At 66.9% G+C, this 20752-nt stretch carries 13 protein-coding genes; 1 reads left to right on the plus strand and 12 read right to left on the minus strand.

Annotation, left to right across the window (positions count from 1 at the left end):
* Positions 1-25: 25 nt before the first annotated feature.
* The gene (locus tag ACIOVG_RS03410) at positions 26-955 is read right to left on the minus strand and encodes a PfkB family carbohydrate kinase (protein ID WP_400869045.1); all 930 of its coding nucleotides are present in this window, start codon (positions 953-955) and stop codon (positions 26-28) included.
* Positions 956-1042: 87 nt separating this feature from the next.
* Here ACIOVG_RS03410 and ACIOVG_RS03415 point away from each other — a divergent pair, with 87 nt between their 5' ends.
* Entirely contained in the window at positions 1043-1636 is a 594-nt protein-coding gene (locus tag ACIOVG_RS03415; protein ID WP_400869047.1) for a hypothetical protein, read from the plus strand.
* A gap of 188 nt (positions 1637-1824) precedes the next feature.
* Here the strand turns inward: ACIOVG_RS03415 and rpoC are convergent, their stop codons facing one another.
* From rpoC to ACIOVG_RS03470, 11 genes are all read right to left on the minus strand, one after another.
* Complete coding sequence (rpoC, locus tag ACIOVG_RS03420; RefSeq protein WP_400869048.1) at positions 1825-5700, minus strand: DNA-directed RNA polymerase subunit beta'; 3876 nt, start codon at positions 5698-5700, stop codon at positions 1825-1827.
* Between the two features lie 87 nt (positions 5701-5787).
* On the minus strand, positions 5788-9291 hold the full coding sequence (locus tag ACIOVG_RS03425; RefSeq protein ID WP_400869050.1) for a DNA-directed RNA polymerase subunit beta: 3504 nt from the start codon (positions 9289-9291) through the stop codon (positions 5788-5790).
* Between the two features lie 296 nt (positions 9292-9587).
* Positions 9588-11267: an ABC transporter ATP-binding protein gene (locus ACIOVG_RS03430; RefSeq protein ID WP_400869052.1), complete on the minus strand. Its 1680-nt coding sequence runs from the start codon at positions 11265-11267 to the stop codon at positions 9588-9590.
* Complete coding sequence (locus ACIOVG_RS03435; RefSeq protein WP_141873037.1) at positions 11264-12214, minus strand: ABC transporter permease; 951 nt, start codon at positions 12212-12214, stop codon at positions 11264-11266. Before ACIOVG_RS03435 ends, ACIOVG_RS03430 begins: the two co-directional genes overlap by 4 nt.
* A gap of 34 nt (positions 12215-12248) precedes the next feature.
* Positions 12249-13253, minus strand: coding sequence for an ABC transporter permease (locus tag ACIOVG_RS03440; RefSeq protein ID WP_400869055.1), 1005 nt, complete (start codon positions 13251-13253; stop codon positions 12249-12251).
* Positions 13254-13340: 87 nt separating this feature from the next.
* On the minus strand, positions 13341-15014 hold the full coding sequence (locus ACIOVG_RS03445; protein ID WP_400869057.1) for an ABC transporter substrate-binding protein: 1674 nt from the start codon (positions 15012-15014) through the stop codon (positions 13341-13343).
* 174 nt (positions 15015-15188) lie between these two features.
* Positions 15189-16073 (minus strand): MurR/RpiR family transcriptional regulator, encoded by an 885-nt coding sequence (locus ACIOVG_RS03450; protein WP_400869059.1) that lies wholly within the window; start codon positions 16071-16073, stop codon positions 15189-15191.
* A gap of 13 nt (positions 16074-16086) precedes the next feature.
* On the minus strand, positions 16087-17571 hold the full coding sequence (locus ACIOVG_RS03455; protein ID WP_400869061.1) for a glycoside hydrolase family 3 protein: 1485 nt from the start codon (positions 17569-17571) through the stop codon (positions 16087-16089).
* Positions 17568-18401 carry a carbohydrate ABC transporter permease gene (locus ACIOVG_RS03460; protein ID WP_400869063.1) on the minus strand — a complete coding sequence of 278 codons (834 nt, stop codon included), beginning with the start codon at positions 18399-18401 and terminating at the stop codon, positions 17568-17570. The genes ACIOVG_RS03455 and ACIOVG_RS03460 overlap by 4 nt, the downstream gene beginning before the upstream one ends.
* Positions 18398-19372, minus strand: coding sequence for a carbohydrate ABC transporter permease (locus ACIOVG_RS03465; protein ID WP_400869065.1), 975 nt, complete (start codon positions 19370-19372; stop codon positions 18398-18400). Before ACIOVG_RS03465 ends, ACIOVG_RS03460 begins: the two co-directional genes overlap by 4 nt.
* A 14-nt stretch (positions 19373-19386) precedes the next feature.
* Positions 19387-20673: a sugar ABC transporter substrate-binding protein gene (locus ACIOVG_RS03470; protein WP_400869067.1), complete on the minus strand. Its 1287-nt coding sequence runs from the start codon at positions 20671-20673 to the stop codon at positions 19387-19389.
* Positions 20674-20752: the final 79 nt, after the last annotated feature.

A 20752-nucleotide genomic window follows, 5' to 3' on the forward strand; every position in this document is an offset into this window, starting at 1 on the left:
GAGGCGGGTGCAAGAAATCGAGCCGTCAGCTGCCGTTCACGCCGCGGTCGGCGTCCGCGAGGGACTCCGGAGTACGCAGCAGCCCGCCCTCTGCGCGGCACGTCGCAGCGGCCACATCCATGGCCCGAGCCAGCAGCGCGCGCCACTCCTCCAGCCCTGTCGGCGACTGTGCAACCAGGCCCTCGGACACGGCAGCGAGGGTCGCATCGCCCGCGCCGACCGTGTCGATCACGACTCCGGGGAGCTGTGCGATCGGCGCCGAGGCGACACCGGTATCCGTGTCGATCGTGGCGCCGTCGGCACCCGCCGTGGCCAGCACGGCGGCGGCGCCGAGATCGCGGAGGCGCACCCGCAGGGCATCCAGGTCGCCGTCGTAGAGGATCGCCGCGTCATCCGCTCCGACCTTCACGATCGCCGCCCCAGCAGCGAGACGCTCGAACCCGCGCACGAACTCCGCGCGATCTCTCAGCATGCCCGTCCGCGGGTTGGGGTCCACCGCGACGCGGGCATCGCCCAGAGCGTCGACGAGCGCGCCGACCTCGGCCGGCACATCGAAGGGGAAGCAGCTGATCGCGACGAGACCGGCATCCGCGATCGCCCGGCGCGCTTCATCCGAATAGCGGATGCTGCGCTGCTGCGCCGCGTCGTTGAAGACGTAGTGCGGCTCGCCGTTCGCCGCCCGCTGCACGATCGCCCGTGACGACCCATGCGGCGCCTCGCTCGAGATCAGTCGCACGCCGTGGTCCGACAGATACTCGCGGATGTGCGCACCCGCCTCGTCATCACCGACCATCGCGATCAGAGTCGTCTCGACACCCAGACGCCGCAGGCCGACAGCCACGTTGAGCGCGGCGCCACCGACCAGCTCCCGCACACCGGAATCGTCACGGATCTCATCGATCAGGGCATCGCCGATCACGACCACGGAACCGGCGGGAGAAGTCACATTGCTCACCTGCCGACATTACCGCGCCACAGGGTCGCACGCGGGCACACCGCGATCCTCCCGCGCCGCCGGTATTCCGGGCAGTACGGTGTGGCCATGAACGTCCGACTCTCCGGTGCCGCCGCAGCTCTCGCCCTGATCACCCTGCTTGCCGCGTGCGCACCGCAGACGGGCGGTGAAGGTGCCGAGCCGTCTTCGACCCCGACCTCATCAGAGACAGCAGGGCCGGACGCTCCAGGGTCTCCCTCTCCCAGCCCGACACCGACCCTGGCTCCGATCGCGTTGCCGACCGACTGCCGCGCGATCCTGTCGGCCGACGTACTGGCGCAGCTCGACGGCATCCCTCTCAACGACGAGGCGTTCGGTCCCTCGGGCGTCGGCAGCGACGGGTCCCTCACGTGCAACTGGGCTGACCCCCGCGCCGACACCACGCGACTCACCACCACGATCTCGAAGATGAACCGCGGGCCCGCCCTAGACATGCTGAACGCGCTGGCCGATGACGAGGGCTTCTCGTGCTTCACGCCCGACGGCGGCACCCGCTGCGAGAAGACCTGGCAGAACGAACAGTATCCCGTCACGGACGGCCGCACCCTGTTCTGGCGTCAGGACGTACTGATCGACACCCGCTACTCGAACCTCGCCCCCACGGGATACACCTCCGCGATCGTGGCGAGCCTGTTCGACTGACGTTCGCCTCGGGGCCGCCGAGTGCACGGCTTCACCGCGAGTGCACGGGTTCCTGACGCACGCAGGCCGTGCACTCGGCAGCTTCTCGTGCACTCGGCAGCTTCTCGTGCACTCGGCGGCATCGCGGCGTCCCGGACGCGAAGAAGGCCCCAGGCGAATCGCCTGGGGCCTTCTCAGTCACTCAGTACTCAGTTGTAAGTACCGGGGGTGATGTCGTCCGTCGAGAACGCGTCGAAGTCGACGTAGCCGAAGTCGCCGTCCGCGTACGCGCCGTCGGATGCGAAGATCCGGTTCGGGTAGCGCTCGCTCTTGGCTTCCTCGGTGGCCTCGACCGTGACGTCGCGGTACTTCGAGAGACCGGTTCCGGCGGGGATGAGCTTACCGATGATGACGTTCTCCTTGAGACCGACCAGCGGGTCGCGCTTGCCCTCCATGGCGGCCTGCGTGAGCACGCGGGTCGTCTCCTGGAAGGACGCAGCGGACAGCCACGACTCGGTCGCGAGCGACGCCTTCGTGATACCCATCAGCTCCGGACGGCCGGACGCGGGGCGCTTGCCCTCTGCCACAGCCTCGCGGTTGATCGTCTGGTAGCGCTTGAGGTCGACCATCTCACCCGGCAGCAGGGTCGTGTCGGCGTGATCGACGACGGTGACCTTGCGGAGCATCTGACGGACGATGACCTCGATGTGCTTGTCGTGGATCGGCACACCCTGCGAGCGGTACACGCCCTGGACGCCGCCGACGAGGTAACGCTGCACCTCGCGAGCACCCATGACACGCATGATCTCCTTGGGGTCGAGCGTTCCGACCAGGATCGGCTGACCGACGGTGACGTGCTGGCCATCCTCGACGAGAAGCGTCGCGCGCTTCAGCACCGGGTAGATGACGGGCTCGTCGCCGCTGTCGGGCGTCAGGATGACCTTCTTGCCCTTGTCGGTCTCGTCGATCGTGATGCGACCGTCGGCCTCGGAGATCGGGGACGCACCCTTGGGGGTACGAGCCTCGAAGAGCTCCTGCACACGGGGAAGACCCTGCGTGATGTCATCCGCCGATGCCGAACCACCCGTGTGGAACGTACGCATCGTCAGCTGGGTACCGGGCTCACCGATCGACTGGGCCGCGATGATGCCGACGGCCTCGCCGATGTCGACGGTCTTACCCGTCGCCAGCGAACGGCCGTAGCACTGCGCGCACACACCGACGGCGGAGTCGCAGGTCAGGACCGAGCGCACCTTGATGGTCTCGACACCCGCCGCGACCAGCTTGTCGATCAGCACGTCGCCGACGTCTTCACCGGCATCGGCGAGCACGTCGCCGTTGCTGTCGATGACGGCGGAGGAGAGCGTACGAGCGAACACAGAGTTCTCGACGTTGGCGTCGCGGACCAGCGTGCCGGTCGAGTCCACCGCGGCGATCGGGAGCTCGAGGCCCTTCGACGTGCCGCAGTTGTCCTCGCGGATGATGACGTCCTGCGAGACATCCACCAGACGACGGGTCAGGTAACCCGAGTCGGCGGTACGCAGAGCGGTGTCAGCCAGACCCTTACGGGTACCGTGCGTCGCGATGAAGTACTCCGCCACCGACAGACCCTCGCGGTACGAGGAGATGATCGGACGCGGGATGATCTCACCCTTGGGGTTGTTCACCAGACCACGCATACCGGCGATGTTCCGGATCTGCAGCCAGTTACCACGAGCACCAGACGACACCATGCGGTTGATGGTGTTGTCCTCGGGGAAGTTGGCCTTCATGGCCGCCTGAACCTCGTCGGTCGCCTCGGTCCAGATCTTGATGAGCTCCTGGCGACGCTCCGAGTCGGTCGTCAGACCCTTCTCGTACTGCGACTGGACCTTCGCGGCCTGCTTCTCGTAGCCCGCGACGATCTCCGCCTTGTTCGGCGGGGTCAGGATGTCGCTCAGGGCGACGGTCACACCGGAGCGCGTGGCCCAGTAGAAGCCGGCGTCCTTGATGCGGTCCAGCGATGCAGCGGTCTCGACCTTGGGGTACTCCTCGGCCAGCTTGTTGACGATCTGCGACAGCTTGTTCTTGTCCGCCTGCTCGCGGACGAACGGGTAGCCCTTCGGCAGCGTGTCGTTGAAGATCGCCTGACCCAGCGAGGCGTCCACGAGACCGTGGCGCTCGTAGCCCTCGGGAGCTTCGCCCTCGAGGAACGTCAGACCGGGGATGCGGATGCGGATCTTCGCCTGCAGGTCGAGGGTTCCCTCGTCCTTGGCCAGGATCGCCTCGCCCACCGAACCGAATGCACGGCCCTCACCGGCTGCGCCCGCCTTGACCGTGGTCAGGTGGTGCAGACCGATGATCATGTCCTGCGAAGGCAGGGTGACCGGACGTCCGTCGGACGGCTTCAGGATGTTGTTCGAGGCGAGCATCAGCACGCGGGCCTCGGCCTGAGCCTCGACCGACAGCGGCAGGTGCACAGCCATCTGGTCACCGTCGAAGTCGGCGTTGAACGCCGCGCAGACGAGCGGGTGCAGCTGGATGGCCTTACCCTCGACGAGCTGGGGCTCGAACGCCTGGATGCCGAGGCGGTGCAGCGTGGGTGCACGGTTCAGCAGAACCGGACGCTCACGGATGATCTCCTCGAGCACGTCCCAGACCTCGGGACGGGTGCGCTCGACGGCACGCTTGGCGGCCTTGATGTTCTGCGAGTGACCGAGGTCGATCAGGCGCTTGATGACGAACGGCTTGAAGAGCTCCAGAGCCATCTGCTTGGGCAGACCGCACTGGTGCAGCTTCAGCTGCGGGCCGACGATGATGACCGAACGGCCCGAGTAGTCGACGCGCTTGCCGAGCAGGTTCTGACGGAAACGACCCTGCTTACCCTTGAGCATGTCGCTGAGCGACTTCAGGGCGCGGTTACCGGTACCGGTGACGGGGCGACCACGACGGCCGTTGTCGAACAGTGCGTCGACGGCCTCCTGCAGCATGCGCTTCTCGTTGTTGACGATGATCTCGGGGGCACCGAGGTCGATCAGACGACGAAGACGGTTGTTGCGGTTGATCACACGACGGTAGAGGTCGTTGAGGTCGGAGGTCGCGAAGCGGCCACCGTCGAGCTGCACCATCGGGCGCAGCTCCGGCGGGATCACCGGAACGACGTCGAGGACCATGGCGGCCGGGCTCATGCCGGTCTCCAGGAACGAGCTGACGACCTTCAGGCGCTTGATCGCACGGATCTTGCGCTGGCCCTTGCCCTCGGAGATCTGCAGGCGCAGGTTCTCCGCCTCGGCGACGAGGTCGAAGGCCGCAAGGCGACGCTGGATCGACTCGGCGCCCATGTAGGCCTCGAAGTACTGACCGAAACGGTCCTGCAGCTCGTGGAAGACGTCATCCTCGGGGCGGAGTGCGCCGACCTCGAGCGTGCGGAAGTCCTCCCACACGCGCTCGAGCTTGGCGATCGCCTCGTCGGCACCCTTGCGGATGAGCGACATCTCCTTCTCGGCGGCGTCCTTGACCTTCTTCTTGACGTCGGCCTTGGCACCCTCGGCCTCGAGGGCAGCGAGCTCCTCCTCCAGGCGTGCGAGGCGCTCGGCGATCTTCGAGTCGCGACGGTCACCGAGCGTCTTGAGCTCGAGACGGATGTTGTTCTCCTGCGTGCCGAGGTCGCGGTGACGAGCTTCCTCGTCGACCGAGATCACCATGTACGCGGCGAAGTAGATGACCTTCTCGAGGTCCTTCGGCGCCATGTCGAGCAGGTAGCCCAGACGCGAGGGCACGCCCTTGAAGTACCAGATGTGGGTGACGGGAGCGGCGAGCTCGATGTGACCCATGCGCTCACGACGGACGGAGCTCTTGGTGACCTCCACGCCGCAGCGCTCGCAGACGATGCCCTTGAAGCGGACACGCTTGTACTTGCCGCAGGCGCACTCCCAGTCGCGGGACGGGCCGAAGATCTGCTCTCCGAAGAGACCGTCCTTCTCCGGCTTCAGCGTGCGGTAGTTGATGGTTTCGGGCTTCTTGACCTCACCGTACGACCACGCGCGGATGTGGTCCGCAGTGGCCAGGCCGATGCGAAGCTCGTCGAAAGTGTTTGACTCGAGCACTAATTCTCCTGTGTCGGAATTCTTCTGAAGAAATCGGGGGCTTCGACAGGCTCAGCAACCCACTGGGTCCCTGAGCCCGTCGAAGGGTTAGATCTCGTCGATCGAGGCGGCCTCGAAGCGGCTGGAGATGTTGATTCCGAGCTCTTCCGCTGCACGGAAGGCCTCGTCGTCGGTGTCACGGAGGTTGACCAGCGTGCCGTCGGCCGAGAGCACCTCGACGTTCAGGCAGAGCGACTGCATCTCCTTCATGAGCACCTTGAAGGACTCGGGGATGCCGGGCTCCTGGATGTTCTCGCCCTTGACGATCGCCTCGTACACCTTGACGCGGCCGAGGATGTCGTCGGACTTGATCGTGAGGAGCTCCTGGAGCGCGTATGCGGCGCCGTAGGCCTCGAGGGCCCACACCTCCATCTCACCGAAGCGCTGTCCACCGAACTGCGCCTTACCACCGAGCGGCTGCTGGGTGATCATCGAGTACGGACCCGTGGAACGTGCGTGGATCTTGTCGTCGACCAGGTGGTGCAGCTTCAGGATGTACATGTAGCCCACGGAGATCGGAGCCGGGAACGGCTCACCGGAGCGGCCGTCGAACAGCTGCGTCTTTCCGGTGGAGTCGATCAGGCGCACGCCGTCGCGGGTCGGGGTGGTCACGTTGAGGAGACCGGCGATCTCCTCCTCGCTCGCACCGTCGAACACCGGGGTGGCGACCTTCGTGTTGGGAGCGGCTTCGAACGCCTCTTCCGGCAGACGGGCGGCCCACTCGGGCTTGCCCTCGACCTTCCAGCCCTGCTTGGCGATCCACCCGAGGTGGGTCTCCAGCACCTGGCCGAAGTTCATTCGACCCGGGATGCCGAGCGGGTTCAGCACGATGTCGACCGGAGTTCCGTCCGCGAGGAACGGCATGTCCTCGATCGGGAGGATCTTCGCGATGACACCCTTGTTGCCGTGACGGCCGGCGAGCTTGTCACCCTCGGTGATCTTGCGCTTCTGGGCGATGTAGACCACGACGCGGCGGTTGACGCCGGAGCCGAGCTCGTCGTCGCCATCCTCGGCGTTGAACTCCTTGACGGCGATGATCGTGCCCTGCTCGCCGTGGGGCACCTTCAGCGAGGTGTCACGGACTTCACGGCTCTTCTCGTTGAAGATCGCGCGGAGCAGGCGCTCCTCGGCCGACAGCTCGGTCTCACCCTTCGGCGTGACCTTGCCGACGAGGATGTCGCCGGGGCGGACCTCGGCGCCGATGCGGATGATGCCGCGCTCGTCTAGGTCCTTCAGCAGCTCAGGGCTGACGTTGGGGAGGTCACGGGTGATCTCCTCCTTGCCGAGCTTGGTGTCGCGGGCGTCGACCTCGTACTCCTCGATGTGGATCGAGGAGAGGGTGTCGTCCTTCACCAGGTCCTGGCTCAGGATGATCGCGTCCTCGAAGTTGTAGCCCTCCCACGTCATGAACGCGACGAGGAGGTTCTTCCCGAGTGCCAGCTCGCCGTTCTCGGTGGCGGGGCCATCGGCGATGACCTCTCCGACCTCGACGCGCTCACCGGCGTTGACGACGACCTTCTGGTTGTACGACGTGCCCTGGTTGGAGCGGTCGAACTTGCGGAGGTGGTATTCCTGCGTTCCACCCTCGTCGAGCATGACGACGACGCGGTCCGCGGAGACCTCGGTGACGACACCGGCCTTCTCGGCGGTGATCACGTCACCGGCATCGATGGCCGTGTAGCCCTCCATACCGGTTCCGACGAGCGGCGAGTCGCTGCGCAGCAGCGGCACAGCCTGACGCTGCATGTTGGCACCCATGAGGGCGCGCTGCGCGTCGTCGTGCTCGAGGAACGGCACGAGCGAGGTCGCGACCGACACCATCTGGCGCGGGGAGACGTCGATGTAGCCGATGTCCTCCGGGAGGAACATGTCGACCTCGCCGCTGCCGCCCTTGGGGCGGGCCAGGACGTGGCTTTCGATGAAGCGACCCTGGGCATCGAGCGGGGCGTTCGCCTGCGCGATGTTGAAGTCGACCTCTTCCGACGCCGTGAGGTAGTCGATGTGCTCGGTGACGACGCCGTTCTCGACCTTGCGGTACGGGGTCTCGATGAAGCCGAACGAGTTGATGCGTGCGAACGTCGCGAGCGCACCGATCAGACCGATGTTCGGGCCTTCCGGGGTCTCGATCGGGCACATACGGCCGTAGTGCGACGGGTGCACGTCACGGACCTCGACGCCGGCGCGGTCACGCGAGAGACCACCGGGGCCGAGCGCGGACAGACGACGCTTGTTCGTCAGTCCCGCCAGAGGGTTGTTCTGGTCCATGAACTGCGACAGCTGCGACGTTCCGAAGAACTCCTTGATCGCGGCGACGACGGGGCGCACGTTGATCAGGGTCTGCGGCGTGATCGCCTCGATGTCCTGCGTGGTCATGCGCTCGCGGACGACGCGCTCCATGCGGGACAGACCGGTGCGGACCTGGTTCTGGATCAGCTCGCCCACCGCGCGGATGCGACGGTTGCCGAAGTTGTCGATGTCGTCGGTCGCGAGGCGGATCTCGGCCTTCTTGCCCGAGCGGATGCCCGTGAAGGTCTCCTCGGTACCGGCGTGCAGACGCACGAGGTACTTGATCGTCGCGACGATGTCCTCGACGGTCAGGACCGACGAGGTCAGCGGCTGGTCGAGACCGAGCTTCTGGTTGATCTTGTAGCGACCCACCTTCGCGAGGTCGTAGCGCTTCGGGTTGAAGTAGAAGTTGTCCAGCAGCGCACGGGCGGCCTCGGCGGCGACCTGCTCGCCCGGACGCAGCTTGCGGTAGATGTCGCGGAGCGCATCTTCCTTCGTGACGATGGTGTCCTTCGCGAGCGTCTCCTCGATGGAGGTGTAGCCGGCGAACTCGGCGAGGATCTCCTCGCTGGTCATACCCAGCGCCTTGAGGAAGACGGTGACCGACTGCTTGCGCTTGCGGTCGACGCGCACGCCGACCTGGTCGCGCTTGTCGATCTCGAACTCGAGCCAGGCACCGCGGCTCGGGATGACACGTGCCGACACGATGTCCTTGTCGGACGTCTTGTCGGGGGTCTTGTCGAAGTAGACACCCGGCGAGCGCACGAGCTGCGACACGACGACGCGCTCGGAGCCGTTGATGATGAACGTGCCCTTGCCCGTCTGAAGCGGGAAGTCGCCCATGAAGACCGTCTGGGTCTTGATCTCACCCGTGAGGTGGTTCATGAACTCGGCCTCGACGTACAGCGGAGCGGCGTAGGTCTTGCCACGCTCCTTGCACTCCTCGATCGAGTACTTCTCCGGCTCGAGGTAGGGGTTCGTGAACGAGAGCTGCATCGTCTCGCCGAGGTCCTCGATCGGAGAGATCTCCTCGAAGATCTCGCCGAGACCGCTGATCTCGTTGACGTCGGTGCGCCCGGCCTTCTTGGCCTCGGCGACGCGAGCCTTCCAGTCGTCGTTGCCGACGAGCCAACCGAAGGACTCGGTCTGCAGGGCGAGAAGGTCAGGGACCGTCAGCGTGTCGGAGATCTTGGCGAACGAAAGACGGGAAGCTCCGCGTCCGTTCTTGGTGGTGGTGGATGTGGATGCGTTGCGAGCAGCAGCCAAGGGAATAACCTCCGTGAGCCCCGCAGGGCTTCTCGATTCCTTTGTCGTCAGGTGGAGTGTGCGCTCAAAGACTCAACAGATGCCGACCACCATATGAGGGCAGGGAGAAGCGAGCGCAACTACCAACTATACGCACGATTCGGCGACATGGCAAGCGCAGTCCTTGACCAATCTCGGATGCTGCGGTATTGGCCGGCCGGGCACCCCGAGACCCACTGTCCGCGTCGAGACCCACCCGTCCAGACGTCTGGACGGGTGGGTCTCGCCGGGCGCGATGGGTCTCGACGACCGGGGCCTCAGGACGCGATGTTCAGCTCGTTGCCGGGGATCGAGGCGAGCAGTCGCCGCGTGTACGGGTCGCGCGCATTGGTGAAGATCTCCTCCGACGACGCCGCCTCCACCAGCGCTCCGTCCTTCATGACGCACACGTAGTCGCTGATCAGCCGCACCACCGCGAGGTCGTGCGAGATGAACAGGTAGCTCAGCCCGTACTCGCGCTGCAGATCGCCGAGCAGCGTCAGGATCTGGTCCTGCACCAGCACGTCGAGCGCCGAGACGGGCTCGTCGCACACGATGAGATCCGGCGACAGCGCGAGCGCCCTGGCGATCGCGACGCGCTGACGCTGCCCGCCGGAGAGCTCCGACGGATAGCGCCGCAGCATCGACTGGGGCAGCGCCACGTCGTCGAGCAGCTGTCGCACCCGCGCACGCCGCTCGGCTCCGCTCCCCCGCCGATAGAAGTCGAGCGGTTCGGAGATCAGCCTCTCGATCGTGAACATCGGGTTCAGGCTCGAGTACGGATCCTGGAAGATCGGCTGCACGCGCTGCCGGAAGTCCCGCGTCTCGGCCTTGCCCAGCGAGGAGATGTCCTTGCCCTCGAAGCGGATGAGACCGCTGGTCGGCTCGACGACCTTGAGCAGCATCCGCGCGGTGGTCGTCTTGCCCGACCCCGACTCGCCCACGATCGCGACCGTCTCGCCGCGCGGGATCGCCAACGACACGTCCTTCACGGCGACGAAGTCGTCGCCGCGACCGCGCACCGGGTACACCTTGGTCAGGTTCTCGATCTCGACGATGTTGTCGGCGGAGGCCGCTGCCTGCGGCTCCGACTCCGCGTCGCGCTCCTCGACGTGGAAGGCCTCCGGTCGCAGTCGCGCGGCGGCGACCGACGGCGCGGCCTTCACGAGCGACTGCGTGTACGGATGCTGCGGCGACTCGAGGATCTGACGCGCAGACCCCTGCTCGACCACCTTCCCTCGATGCATCACGATGACCCGCTCCGCGCGCTCGGCTGCGAGACCGAGGTCGTGCGTGATGAGCAGCACCGCGGTGCCGAGCTCCCGTGTCATCGCGCCGATCTGGTCGAGGATCGTCTGCTGCACCGTGACGTCGAGCGCACTGGTCGGCTCATCCGCAATCAGCAGCCGCGGACTGCAGGCGAGGCCGATCGCGATCAGCGCCCGCTGTCGCATGCCACCGGAGAACTCGTGCGGATACTGCTTCGCACGCCGCTCCGGATCGGGCAGGCCCGCCGCGGTGAGCGCCTGAACGACCTTCTCGTGCACGTTCTGCCTCGTGGCGAGTCCGTGTGCGAGCAGGGTCTCGGCGACCTGGGTGCCGATCTTCGCGACCGGATTCAGGTTCGACATCGGGTCCTGCGGCACCAGCCCGATGTCGCGCCCACGGATCGACCGCAGCTCGTGCTCCGAGGCGTGCGTGATCTCGCGGCCGTCGAGTCGGATGCTGCCGGAGGCGATGCGGCCGCCGCCGGCCAGCAGGCCGATGATCGCCATCGCCGTGGTCGACTTGCCGGAGCCGGACTCACCCACGATCGCGACGGTCTCCCCCGCGGTGATGTCGAGGTCCACCCCCTCGACCGCGTGCACGACGCCGTCCATGGTGGCGAAGTCGACGGCGAGTCCCTGCACCGACAGCAGTGGTGCGCCGGACGTCTGATTCTCGTTCTTGGCGTTCATCGTGCCCTCGTTCTCGGGTCCATGGCCTCGCGCAGCGCTTCACCGAACAACGTGAAGCCGAGCGCGGTGACCGCGATGCAGATACCGGGGAGGAACGCCAACCACGGCGCGATCGCCAGTTCCGCCTGCGCATAGGTGAGCATGCGGCCCCACTCCGCCGTCTCCGGGCGTCCTCCGCCGAGACCGAGGAACGACAGCGCGGCCGCGTCGATCACCGCGGTCGCGAGCGTCAGGGTTCCCTGCACGATCACGGGACCGATGGCGTTCGGGAGCACGTGCGACATGGTGATCGATCCGCGACCGAGGCCGAGGGTCTGGGCCGACAGCACGTAGTCGCTGGAGCGCTGCTGCAACATCGATGCCCGCAGCAGGCGGGCGAAGATCGGCACCTGCGAGGCCCCGATCGCGATCATCACCGCGTACGGGGTCTGCCCGAGGATCGCGGCGATCGACACCGCGAGGAGCAGGTTCGGCACCGACAGGATGATGTCGACGATGCGCATGATGAGCGTGTCGACCCATCCCCCGAAGGTTCCGGCGAGGAGGCCGAGGATCATGCCGCCCACCAGACCCATGGCGGTCGAGATCACGCCGATGAGCAGCGATGCCTGCGCGCCCCAGATGAGCTTCGACAGCACATCGCCGCCGAAGCGGTCGAGTCCGAGCGGGAACTCCGGCAGCTCACCCGGTCCGGGGATGTGCGTCGGGGTGATGAACTTCGCCCCGGGGAGCGCGGTCTCCGGATAGGGCGCGATCAGGGGTGCGAGCGCCGCGACCAGCACGAACAGCAGCACGATGCCCGCCCCGATCCAGGCGGTCGGGTTGCGACGCAGTCGGCGGAACACGTCGCGCCAGAAGCCGCCGGGGCCGTCCTTCAGATCGGCCTGGGCGATGGCGACGGTGTCGATGAGTCCGCCGCCCTGGGCGGGAGGAAGGGCGACGCTCATGACGCGACCTCCTGTGGAGCACTGGCGCGAGTCATCATTGGACCCTCACTCTCGGATCGATGAAGCTGTACGACACGTCGACGGCGAGGTTGATCAGGGCGTAGGCGATCGCGATGAAGATGATGAAGCCCTGCAGCACCGGGAAGTCGCGGGTGAAGATCGCCCGCGCGAGGAACGAGCCGATCCCCGGGAAGGCGAACACCGTCTCGGTGAGCACCGCCCCCGAGATGAGGAGCCCGGTCTGCAGTCCGATCGTGGTGATCACCGGGAGCATGGCGTTGCGCAGGATGAAGCGGTTGCGCAGCATCGAGGATCCGACGCCCTTGGCGCGGCCCGTGCGCACGTAGTCCGCGTTCTGCACCTCGAGCACACTGGCCCTGGTGATGCGGACGATGATCGCGAGCGGGATGGTGCCGAGTGCCAGCGCGGGCAGCACGAGATGCAGGATCGCATCCCACGCCGCGTCGAACTCCCCGGTGATGATGCCGTCCCACACGTAGAACCCGGTGGGATGCGTGGCGTCTATTCGTGGATTCTGGCGTCCGTCCGACGGCAGCCATCCCAGTTGCACCGCGAAGATGTACTTGAGGATGAACGCCAGGAAGAACACCGGGATCGTGATTCCGACCAGGCTCAGCACCACGGAGGCGTGGTCGCTGAACTTGCCGTGACGGCGTGCGGCCCAGTAGCCGAGCGGGATGCCGACGCCGATCGCGAAGATCAGCGCCATCACGCTCAGCTCGAGGGTCGCGGGGAACCGTCGCATGAACTCCTCGACGACGGGCCGGTTGGTCTGGATCGAGGTGCCGAAGTCACCCTGCAGGAGACGTCCGACCCAGATGAAGTACTGCTCGATGAGCGGCTTGTTGAAGCCGTAGAGCTCGTTGACTCTGGCGACGGCCTCCGGTGTCGCCTTCTCACCGAGAAGGGCGACGGCGGGGCCACCGGGGAGGGCCCTGACCCAGGCGAACAGCAGAATGCTGAGCCCGAACAGGGTGGGGATGAGGAATAGCAGTCGCCTGCCGATGGTGCGCAGCAAGAAGATCTCCGTTGATCAGAAGGTACGCCGTGCCCCCGGTCCCGCCGAGAACGCGGGACCGGGGGCCGACATGTCAATCGGTCAGACCTACTTGGTGAGGACGATGTCCGTGAAGACCTCGTCGTTCACCGGGCTGGCGGGGTAGCTCTTGACACGCGGGTCGAACGCGAGCGTCGGCGCCGGGTGCGCGAGCGGGATGCCCGGGATGAACTGGGCGACCATCTCGTTGATGTCCTCGTACAGCGCGGTCTGCTCCTCGAGGTTCGAGACGCCACGTGCCTCGGTCAGCTTCTGGAACAGCTCCGGGTTGTCGAAGCCCCACTCGGAGCTCTTCTGTCCGAAGAAGACGCCGACGAAGTTGTCGGTGTCGTTGTAGTCGCCGGTCCATCCCAGCAGGTGGATGCCGTGGTCGGAGGTCCCGGTGGTGCGGTCGAGGTACTCGACCCACTCCTCCGAGACCGGGGTGGTCTCGACGCCGACCTCGGACAGCTGCGACGACAGCACGGTGAAGATCTGCTCGGGGTCCGGCATGTACGGACGCGAGACGTTGACCGGGTAGTTGAAGGTCAGCTTCAGCGGGTTGGCCTCGTCATAGCCGGCCTCGGCGAGCAGCTCCTTCGCCTTCTCGGGGTCGTAGTCGTACGTCGTGACGTCGGGGTTGTAGCCGTTGACGACCTCGGGAACGAACTCGATCGCCTTCTGCGTGCCCTCCGGCAGCACCTGGGTGATCAGCGCGTCCTTGTCGACCGCGTACGACAGCGCCTCGCGGACCTTCGGGTCCTGAAGTTCAGGCACCGCCTGGTTGAAGGCGAGGTACAGGATCGTGAACGGCGGGCGCGACACCATGGTGAAGCCGTCGCCCTCGAGCGCCTTGGTGTCGGCGGGACCGACCAGGTCGTAGCCGTCGATCGACCCCGATTCGAGCGCCTGGCGGCGGGCGGTCGGGTCGTCGATCGTGCGGAAGATGATCTTGTCGACCTGGCCCTTGTCGCCCCAGTAGTCGGCGTAGGACTTCAGCGTGACCTGCTCACCCGGAGCCCACTCGTCGAACTGGTAGGGGCCGGTGCCGACCGGGTGCGCGGTCGCGTACTCGGAGAGCACCGGAGCCTCGGCGGAACCGCTCACGTCATCCGCTCCGAACTCCTGCATCGCCGACGGGCTCTGCATCGAGAAGGAGGGCAGGGAGAGCGACGCCACGAAGCCGGCGAACGGCTTGTTCAGTTCGATCGTGACCGAGTAGTCGCCGTCGGGCGTGCAGGACTTGTAGACGGCGTCGGCGGCATTGGAGGCGTAGCCCTTGAAGAGCTTGTTGTAGTAGTACCCGAAGGCCTCGGATGCCGCGAGACCGGTCCAGTTGTACCAGCGGTCGAAGTTGACGCAGACCGCTTCGGCGTTGAACGGAGTGCCGTCCTGGAACGTCACCCCCTCCTTCAGCGCGAAGGTGTGCGACATGCCGTCGTCCGACGACTCCCAGCTCTCGGCGAGCAGCGGTGCGGGGTCTGCCGTACCGGGCTTCGTGCCCACGAGTCCTTCGAAGATCTGACGCGAGACGCGGAAGCTCTCGCCGTCCTGGGCGAAGGCGGGGTCGAGGCTGGCGGGGTCGGATGATGCGGCGAACACGAAGGTGCCGTCGACATCCCCGGATCCCTCGGAACCCTCGTCTCCGCGGTCGCTGGCGACGCATCCTGCCAGGACGAGAGCCGCGAGCGTGGCTCCGGTGATGGCGATGAGTCCTCGCCGTCGCATGACTGATTGGTGCATTGTGTGTACCTTCCCTGTCGGGCGCTTCGTTGCGCGTTCCCGAGGCTTCGTCGCCTCTGGACACGGTGATGCCTCGACGCTACCCAGCGGATCCACAGATGCCAAACGCATCCAGGTTGCAATCCGGTATCGACGGCAGCAGACGCCTCAGGCAGCCGTCCGGATGCGGGGGCGTCAGTCCTGGGTGCTGGGCCGAGGCCGCTGCCGGGACGCCGCGGCATCGTGCGTACGCTGCAGCGGGATCACGACGGGCTCTCCGCGCAGCTGCACCACGCGCACGAACAGCACGTCGACCAGGGCGAGCTGCGCGATGCGACTCGACATCGCGGCCATGCGGAACGGCGACTCATGCGCGTGCGTGAGCAGCACCACGTCGGCGACCGCCGCGAGCGTGGACTCCTCCGCACTCGTCACGGCGACCACGAGCGCACCGGCGTCCCGGGCGACCTCGAGCGCCCGCACGGTCTCTTGCGTCTCACCGCCGTGCGAGAACGCGATCGCCACGTCCTCCGCGGTGCGCAGCGATGCCGTGGTGACGGCGAGATGCGGGTCGGCGGAGTGCGAGACCGAGCAGCCGATGCGCGAGAGCTTGAGCTGCAGGTCCTGCGCCGTCAGCGACGAGGCGGCCTGGCCGAAGAGGTCGATGTGCCGGGCGGCGACCACCGCGTGCGCGACACGGTCGAGGCCTGCGGCGTCGATGCCGAGCGCGGTCTTCTCGATCGCGTCGATCTCCTGGGCGGCGAGCTTCGCTGCGATCGCGGCCGGTTCGTCGCCCGGGTCGATCGCGGTCGTGTCGAGGCTGAAGCGTGCCTGCTGCGCCTGTTCGAGAGTCACAGTGCGGGCGACGGCGACGCGCAGCTCTCGATAGCCGCTGAATCCCAGCGACTGGGCGAACCGGGCCACGGTGGACAGCGACGTCTGGCAGAGCTTGGCCAGATCCGTGATCGCGAGATCGATCACGAGGGTCGGATCGGCCAGGATCGTCTCAGCCACGCGCGCTTCGGCGGCGCTCAGTCGTGAGACCGAGCGCCGCACCAGAGCGAGAACGTCTGCGTCCACCGTGCGGCCCGACTCAGCCGGCCCTGCCGAGCAGGCGCTCGCGGGCGATCTGCGCTCCGACCCGGCTCGCGGCGGCGACCTCGACGGTCGGCAGCGGCAGGGGCGTGCGTGCGGGGAGTCCGACGTTCACGACCACGGCATGCGGGTCGCGGACGGCGGCACGCTCCACGAGCGCGCGCTGGTCGGCGTCGGCATCCGGCCGATCGATGAGGATCACGGTGGTGCCGGCATCCGCCGTCATCTCGTCGAGCACACGATCCTGCTCCGCGACCTCGGTGCTCGCGACGTCGAGACGGATCCGCCGGTCCGCACCCGCCAGGGAACCGGCGACGTACGCGGCCGCGCTGTCCACCGCGAGCGTGGAGCGACGGCGAGCGTCGACCACCGCGAGGGCGCGAGCCGGTGCCGGCTGCTCCCCCGTGACCGTGATCACCCGACGGATGATCTCCGCCGCATCGAAATCGTCGGCCGGGGCTACCGCCGTGTCCGTGGCGGCACGGAGCTTGGCCGCCAGGGCCGCGACGCGACGCGACGCCTCCTCGACCCGCTCCCGAGAGAGCGATCCGTCCTGGAGGGCCGCGACGATGCCGTCGCGTGCGGCCAGGAAGTCACGCAGGTCCTGGTCGGGAAGCGCTGCTTCTCCGGGGTTGGTGGGGTTCCCGATGCAGAGCAGGTCGGCGCCGGCGGCCAGCGCCAGCGCGGCTCCTCCGCCGATGCCGACGGTCTCGCGGATCGCGGCCATGTCGAGCGCGTCCGTGATGATGACGCCGTCGAAACCCCAGCCGCGGAGGATGCCGAGGATACGCGGGTTCAGCGTCGCCGGGGCCTCGCCCCACGCGGGGACCACGATGTGCGCGGTCATGATCGAGTCGACTCCGGCCTCGACAGCGGCGCGGAACGGCTCGAGGTGCACGCGCTCGAACTCCTCGATGTCGAGCGATATCTCGGGCAGGGCGTGGTGCGAGTCGAGGTGTGTGTCGCCGTGACCGGGGAAGTGCTTGACGCACGCCGCGACGCCCCCGTCCTGGATGCCGTCGATCGCGGCGACCGCATGGCGGGACACCAGGTCCTCGTCGGAGCCGAACGAGCGCACGCCGATGACCGGGTTGCGCGGATCGGTGTTCACGTCGGCGACCGGGCCGAGGACGACGTTCGCCCCGACGGCCGCGACGCGTCGGGCGAGCTCGGCACCCGTCCGCTCGGTGGCGACCAGGTCGTCGAGCAGCCCGAGCTGAGCGGCGCCGGGGATCGTAGACCCCTCGGCCGACTCCAGACGGGTCACGCTCCCGCCCTCCTCGTCGACGCCGATCAGCGCATCCGGGTTCGCCGCCAGGATCGAGGCGCTCAGCGCCGGCAGCCCCGCACTGATGTTCTGCCCGAAGTACACGACACCGGCGAGACCGCCGCGCAGTTCGTCGAGCAGCCAGGCCGGAGCCTCGGTACCGAAGAAGCCCGGCCAGAGCACGCTGTTCGCGAGCCGCGTCAGATCCGCGCTCATCCCTTGACCGCCCCCGCCACCATGCCGGCGGACAGACGCCGCTGCACGATCACGAAGAAGATCATCACGGGGATCGTGATGATGGTCGACGCCGCCATGATGCTTCCCCAGTCGTTCGAGTGCAGACCGAAGAACGACTTCAGGCCGATCGAGACAGTGTACTGATCGGTCTGTGCGCCCAGGATCGTCATGGCGAAGATGAACTCGTTCCACGCCGTGATGAAGCTGAAGATGCTGGTCGCGACCAGACCGGGCATGACCAGAGGCAGCAGGATCGAGCGGAACATCCGCCACCAGCTGGCACCGTCGATGTACGCGGCCTCCTCGAGCTCGACCGGCACGGCCGCGACGAAGCCGCGCAGCATCCAGATCCCGAACGCGAGCGACAGGGCGACGTAGACGACCATCAGGCCGATGATGCTGTTGAGGAGCCCGAGGGTCTTGACCTGCAGGAACAGCGGGATCACGAGCGCCTCGAGCGGCACCATCTGCACCACGAGGATCATCATGAGCACCGTGGTGCGGAACTTGAACCGGAAGCGGGCCACCGCGACGGCGGCGAGCAGGCACACGACCGCGCTGACGAGGACCGTGACGAGCGCCACGATCGCCGAGTTGCGCAGGTAGGTGCCGAACCCGCCGTCGGTGAGCACGAACGCGAAGTTGTCGAACGTGAACTCCTGCGGCAGCAGGGACTGCCCACCGCTGGAGGCCTTCGCGTCGAAGGCACTGGAGATCATCCAGTACACCGGGAACAGGGTGAAGATCAGGACGGCGGCGACGGCGATGCCGACACCGATCCGCGAGGCGAGCGACGGGCGCGGGTTCACAGCTCGTCCTCCTTCATGAGCGATCGGATGTACACGATCGTGATGCCGATCAGCACGAGGGTCAGCAGCACGGCGAGCGCCGCACCGAAGCCGTAGCGGTTCTGACCGAACGACTCCACATAGGACCAGACACCGAGGTTGAGCACCGAGCGGTTGCCGCCGTTGCCTCCCGGCATCAGGTACACCTGGGCGAAGACCTTGAAGTCCCAGATCGTCGACAGGATGATCACCACCGAGAAGACGGGCTTCAGGGTCGGGAAGATGATCTTCCAGAAGCGGGTCCACGCGCCCGCGCCGTCGAGCGCCGCGGCCTCGAGCATCTCCTTCGAGACGCCCAGCAGGCCGGCGAGCACCGTGATGGCGACGAACGGGAAGCCGTGGTGCACGACGTTCAGAAGCACGATGGCGTAGAAGGACCACTGGTTCGTGAACCAGTTGACCGACCCGTCCATCAGGCCGAGGTCCTTGAGCACCGCGTTGAAGATGCCGCGGTCGGCATCGAAGATGAAGGTCCAGACGTAGGTGCCGGTCACCGCGGGCATCGCCCAGGCGACCATGATGCAGCTCGACACGATGACGCGCCAGACGCTGCCCAGACGGGCGAGCAGCAGGGCGACGAGCGTGCCGACGGCCACGGTCGCGAACACGGCGACGACCGCGAAGCCGACCGTGTTCGGCAGGACCACGGTCCACAGCGTCGGGTTGGTGAGCGCCTCTGCGTAGTTCTGGAGACCGATCCAGTTGTTCTCGCCGGTGTTGATCTCACGCAGGCCGTAGTCCTGCAGCGAGAAGATGAACACCTGGACGAGCGGCCAGAGCATGAGCACCGCGAGGATGATCAGTCCGGGGGCGAGGAGGAGCCAGGGGCGGGCCGTGAGGAGGGAGAACCCTCGCCGCGATCGGCCGCCGGCCACGGAGGCGGGGGTGGTCCCCGACTCCGTGGCCGGCAGTGGCGCTTGCACCATCGACATGAAGGGAATGTGCCTTACTTGTTGAGGAGGTCGGTCATCTCAGCCGCGGCATCCTTCGTCGCGGTCTCGACGTCCTTCTGACCACCGAGGATGGCCTGGATCATGGAGTTGGTCGTCTTCTTCGCCTGCACGGCGCCGAAGTTCGGGGTGACCGGCACGGATGCGCCGCCGTTGACCATCTGGTCGGCGAACGGTGCGACGAGCGGGTCGGTCGAGGCCAGGGCCTCCTCCATCGCGGACTGGACGCCCGGGAAGTAGCCGGTCTCGTCTGCCCACTGCTCGGCGAACTCGCCGGTGGTCATCAGCTGGACGAACTGCCACGCGAGGTCGGCGTTCTTGGTGGTGTTGAAGACCGAGAGGTGGGATCCGCCGAGCACGGACGGGGCGATGCCGCCATCCTGTCCGGGGATCACGGCCGCACCGATCTTGCCCTCGAGCTCGGGGTTCGCCTCGATGAGCGCCTTCGGCGTCCAGGAGCCGGACAGCATCATCGCGACGTTGCCCTGGGTGAACGCGTCACGCAGATCGGTCTCCTTCCACGTGGTGGCGCCGGCCGAGGAGAAGCCGTGCTTCGTCGCCAGGTCGGTGTAGAACTCGATGCCCGCCTGCGACTCGGCGCTGTCGAGCTCGCTCGTCCAGGTCTTGCCATCGAGCGTGGCGATCTCTCCGCCGGCGCCCCAGACCCAGGGGTAGACCTGGAACTCGGCGTCACCGGGCACCGGGAAGGGGAGCATGTCGGGGTGCGCGGCCTTGATCGCCTCGCCGGCTGCGACGATGTCGTCCCAGTTCTTCGGGGCGTCGAGTCCGAGCTCCTCGAACACGTCGGTGCGGTAGACCAGCGAACGGACGCCCGCATACCAGGGCATGCCGTAGAGCTTCTCGTCGTAGGTGCCGGCGACGGCGAGTCCCTCGACCAGGTCGTCGCGGAGGCCCTTCTCGGCATCGACGTAGTCGTCGAGCTCGAGCAGCGCGCCGGCGTCGGCGAACTCAGCGGTCCAGGTGGTGCCGGTCTCGGCGACATCGGGGGTCGTGCCACCCGCGATCGAGGTCACGAAGCGGTCGTGCGCATCGGCCCACTGGACCTCTTCGATATTGACCGTGGCGCCGGTCTTCTCTTCGAAGGCGGTCGAGACGGCATCGTAGAACGCCGACGAGTCGGGGTTGGTGCCCTTCATGATCCAGACGGTGAGCTCCTGGCCCTCTCCGTCGGTGCTGCCACCCGTGCTGCCGCCTGCGCAGGCCGCGAGACCGAGCGTGGCCGCGGCGCCCAGCGCCACGACCGGAAGAATGCGCTTGTGCATCAGAAAGATCTCCTCTTTGAAATGACTCGGCGGCAATCGAGTGCTCGCCCGTAGGAAAAGTATTTACGACTAACTAATT

The sequence above is a fragment of the Microbacterium sp. NPDC087591 genome (assembly GCF_044743625.1).
Taxonomy (GTDB): Bacteria; Actinomycetota; Actinomycetes; order Actinomycetales; family Microbacteriaceae; genus Microbacterium.

Coding starts and splice junctions, on each gene's coding strand:
- ACIOVG_RS03430 (WP_400869052.1), bottom strand. CDS start 11,267: ATGAACGCCAAGAACGAGAATCAGACGTCCGGCGCACCACTGCTGTCG.
- ACIOVG_RS03445 (WP_400869057.1), bottom strand. CDS start 15,014: ATGCACCAATCAGTCATGCGACGGCGAGGACTCATCGCCATCACCGGA.
- ACIOVG_RS03435 (WP_141873037.1), bottom strand. CDS start 12,214: ATGAGCGTCGCCCTTCCTCCCGCCCAGGGCGGCGGACTCATCGACACC.
- ACIOVG_RS03470 (WP_400869067.1), bottom strand. CDS start 20,673: ATGCACAAGCGCATTCTTCCGGTCGTGGCGCTGGGCGCCGCGGCCACG.
- ACIOVG_RS03465 (WP_400869065.1), bottom strand. CDS start 19,372: ATGTCGATGGTGCAAGCGCCACTGCCGGCCACGGAGTCGGGGACCACC.
- ACIOVG_RS03455 (WP_400869061.1), bottom strand. CDS start 17,571: ATGAGCGCGGATCTGACGCGGCTCGCGAACAGCGTGCTCTGGCCGGGC.
- ACIOVG_RS03415 (WP_400869047.1), top strand. CDS start 1,043: ATGAACGTCCGACTCTCCGGTGCCGCCGCAGCTCTCGCCCTGATCACC.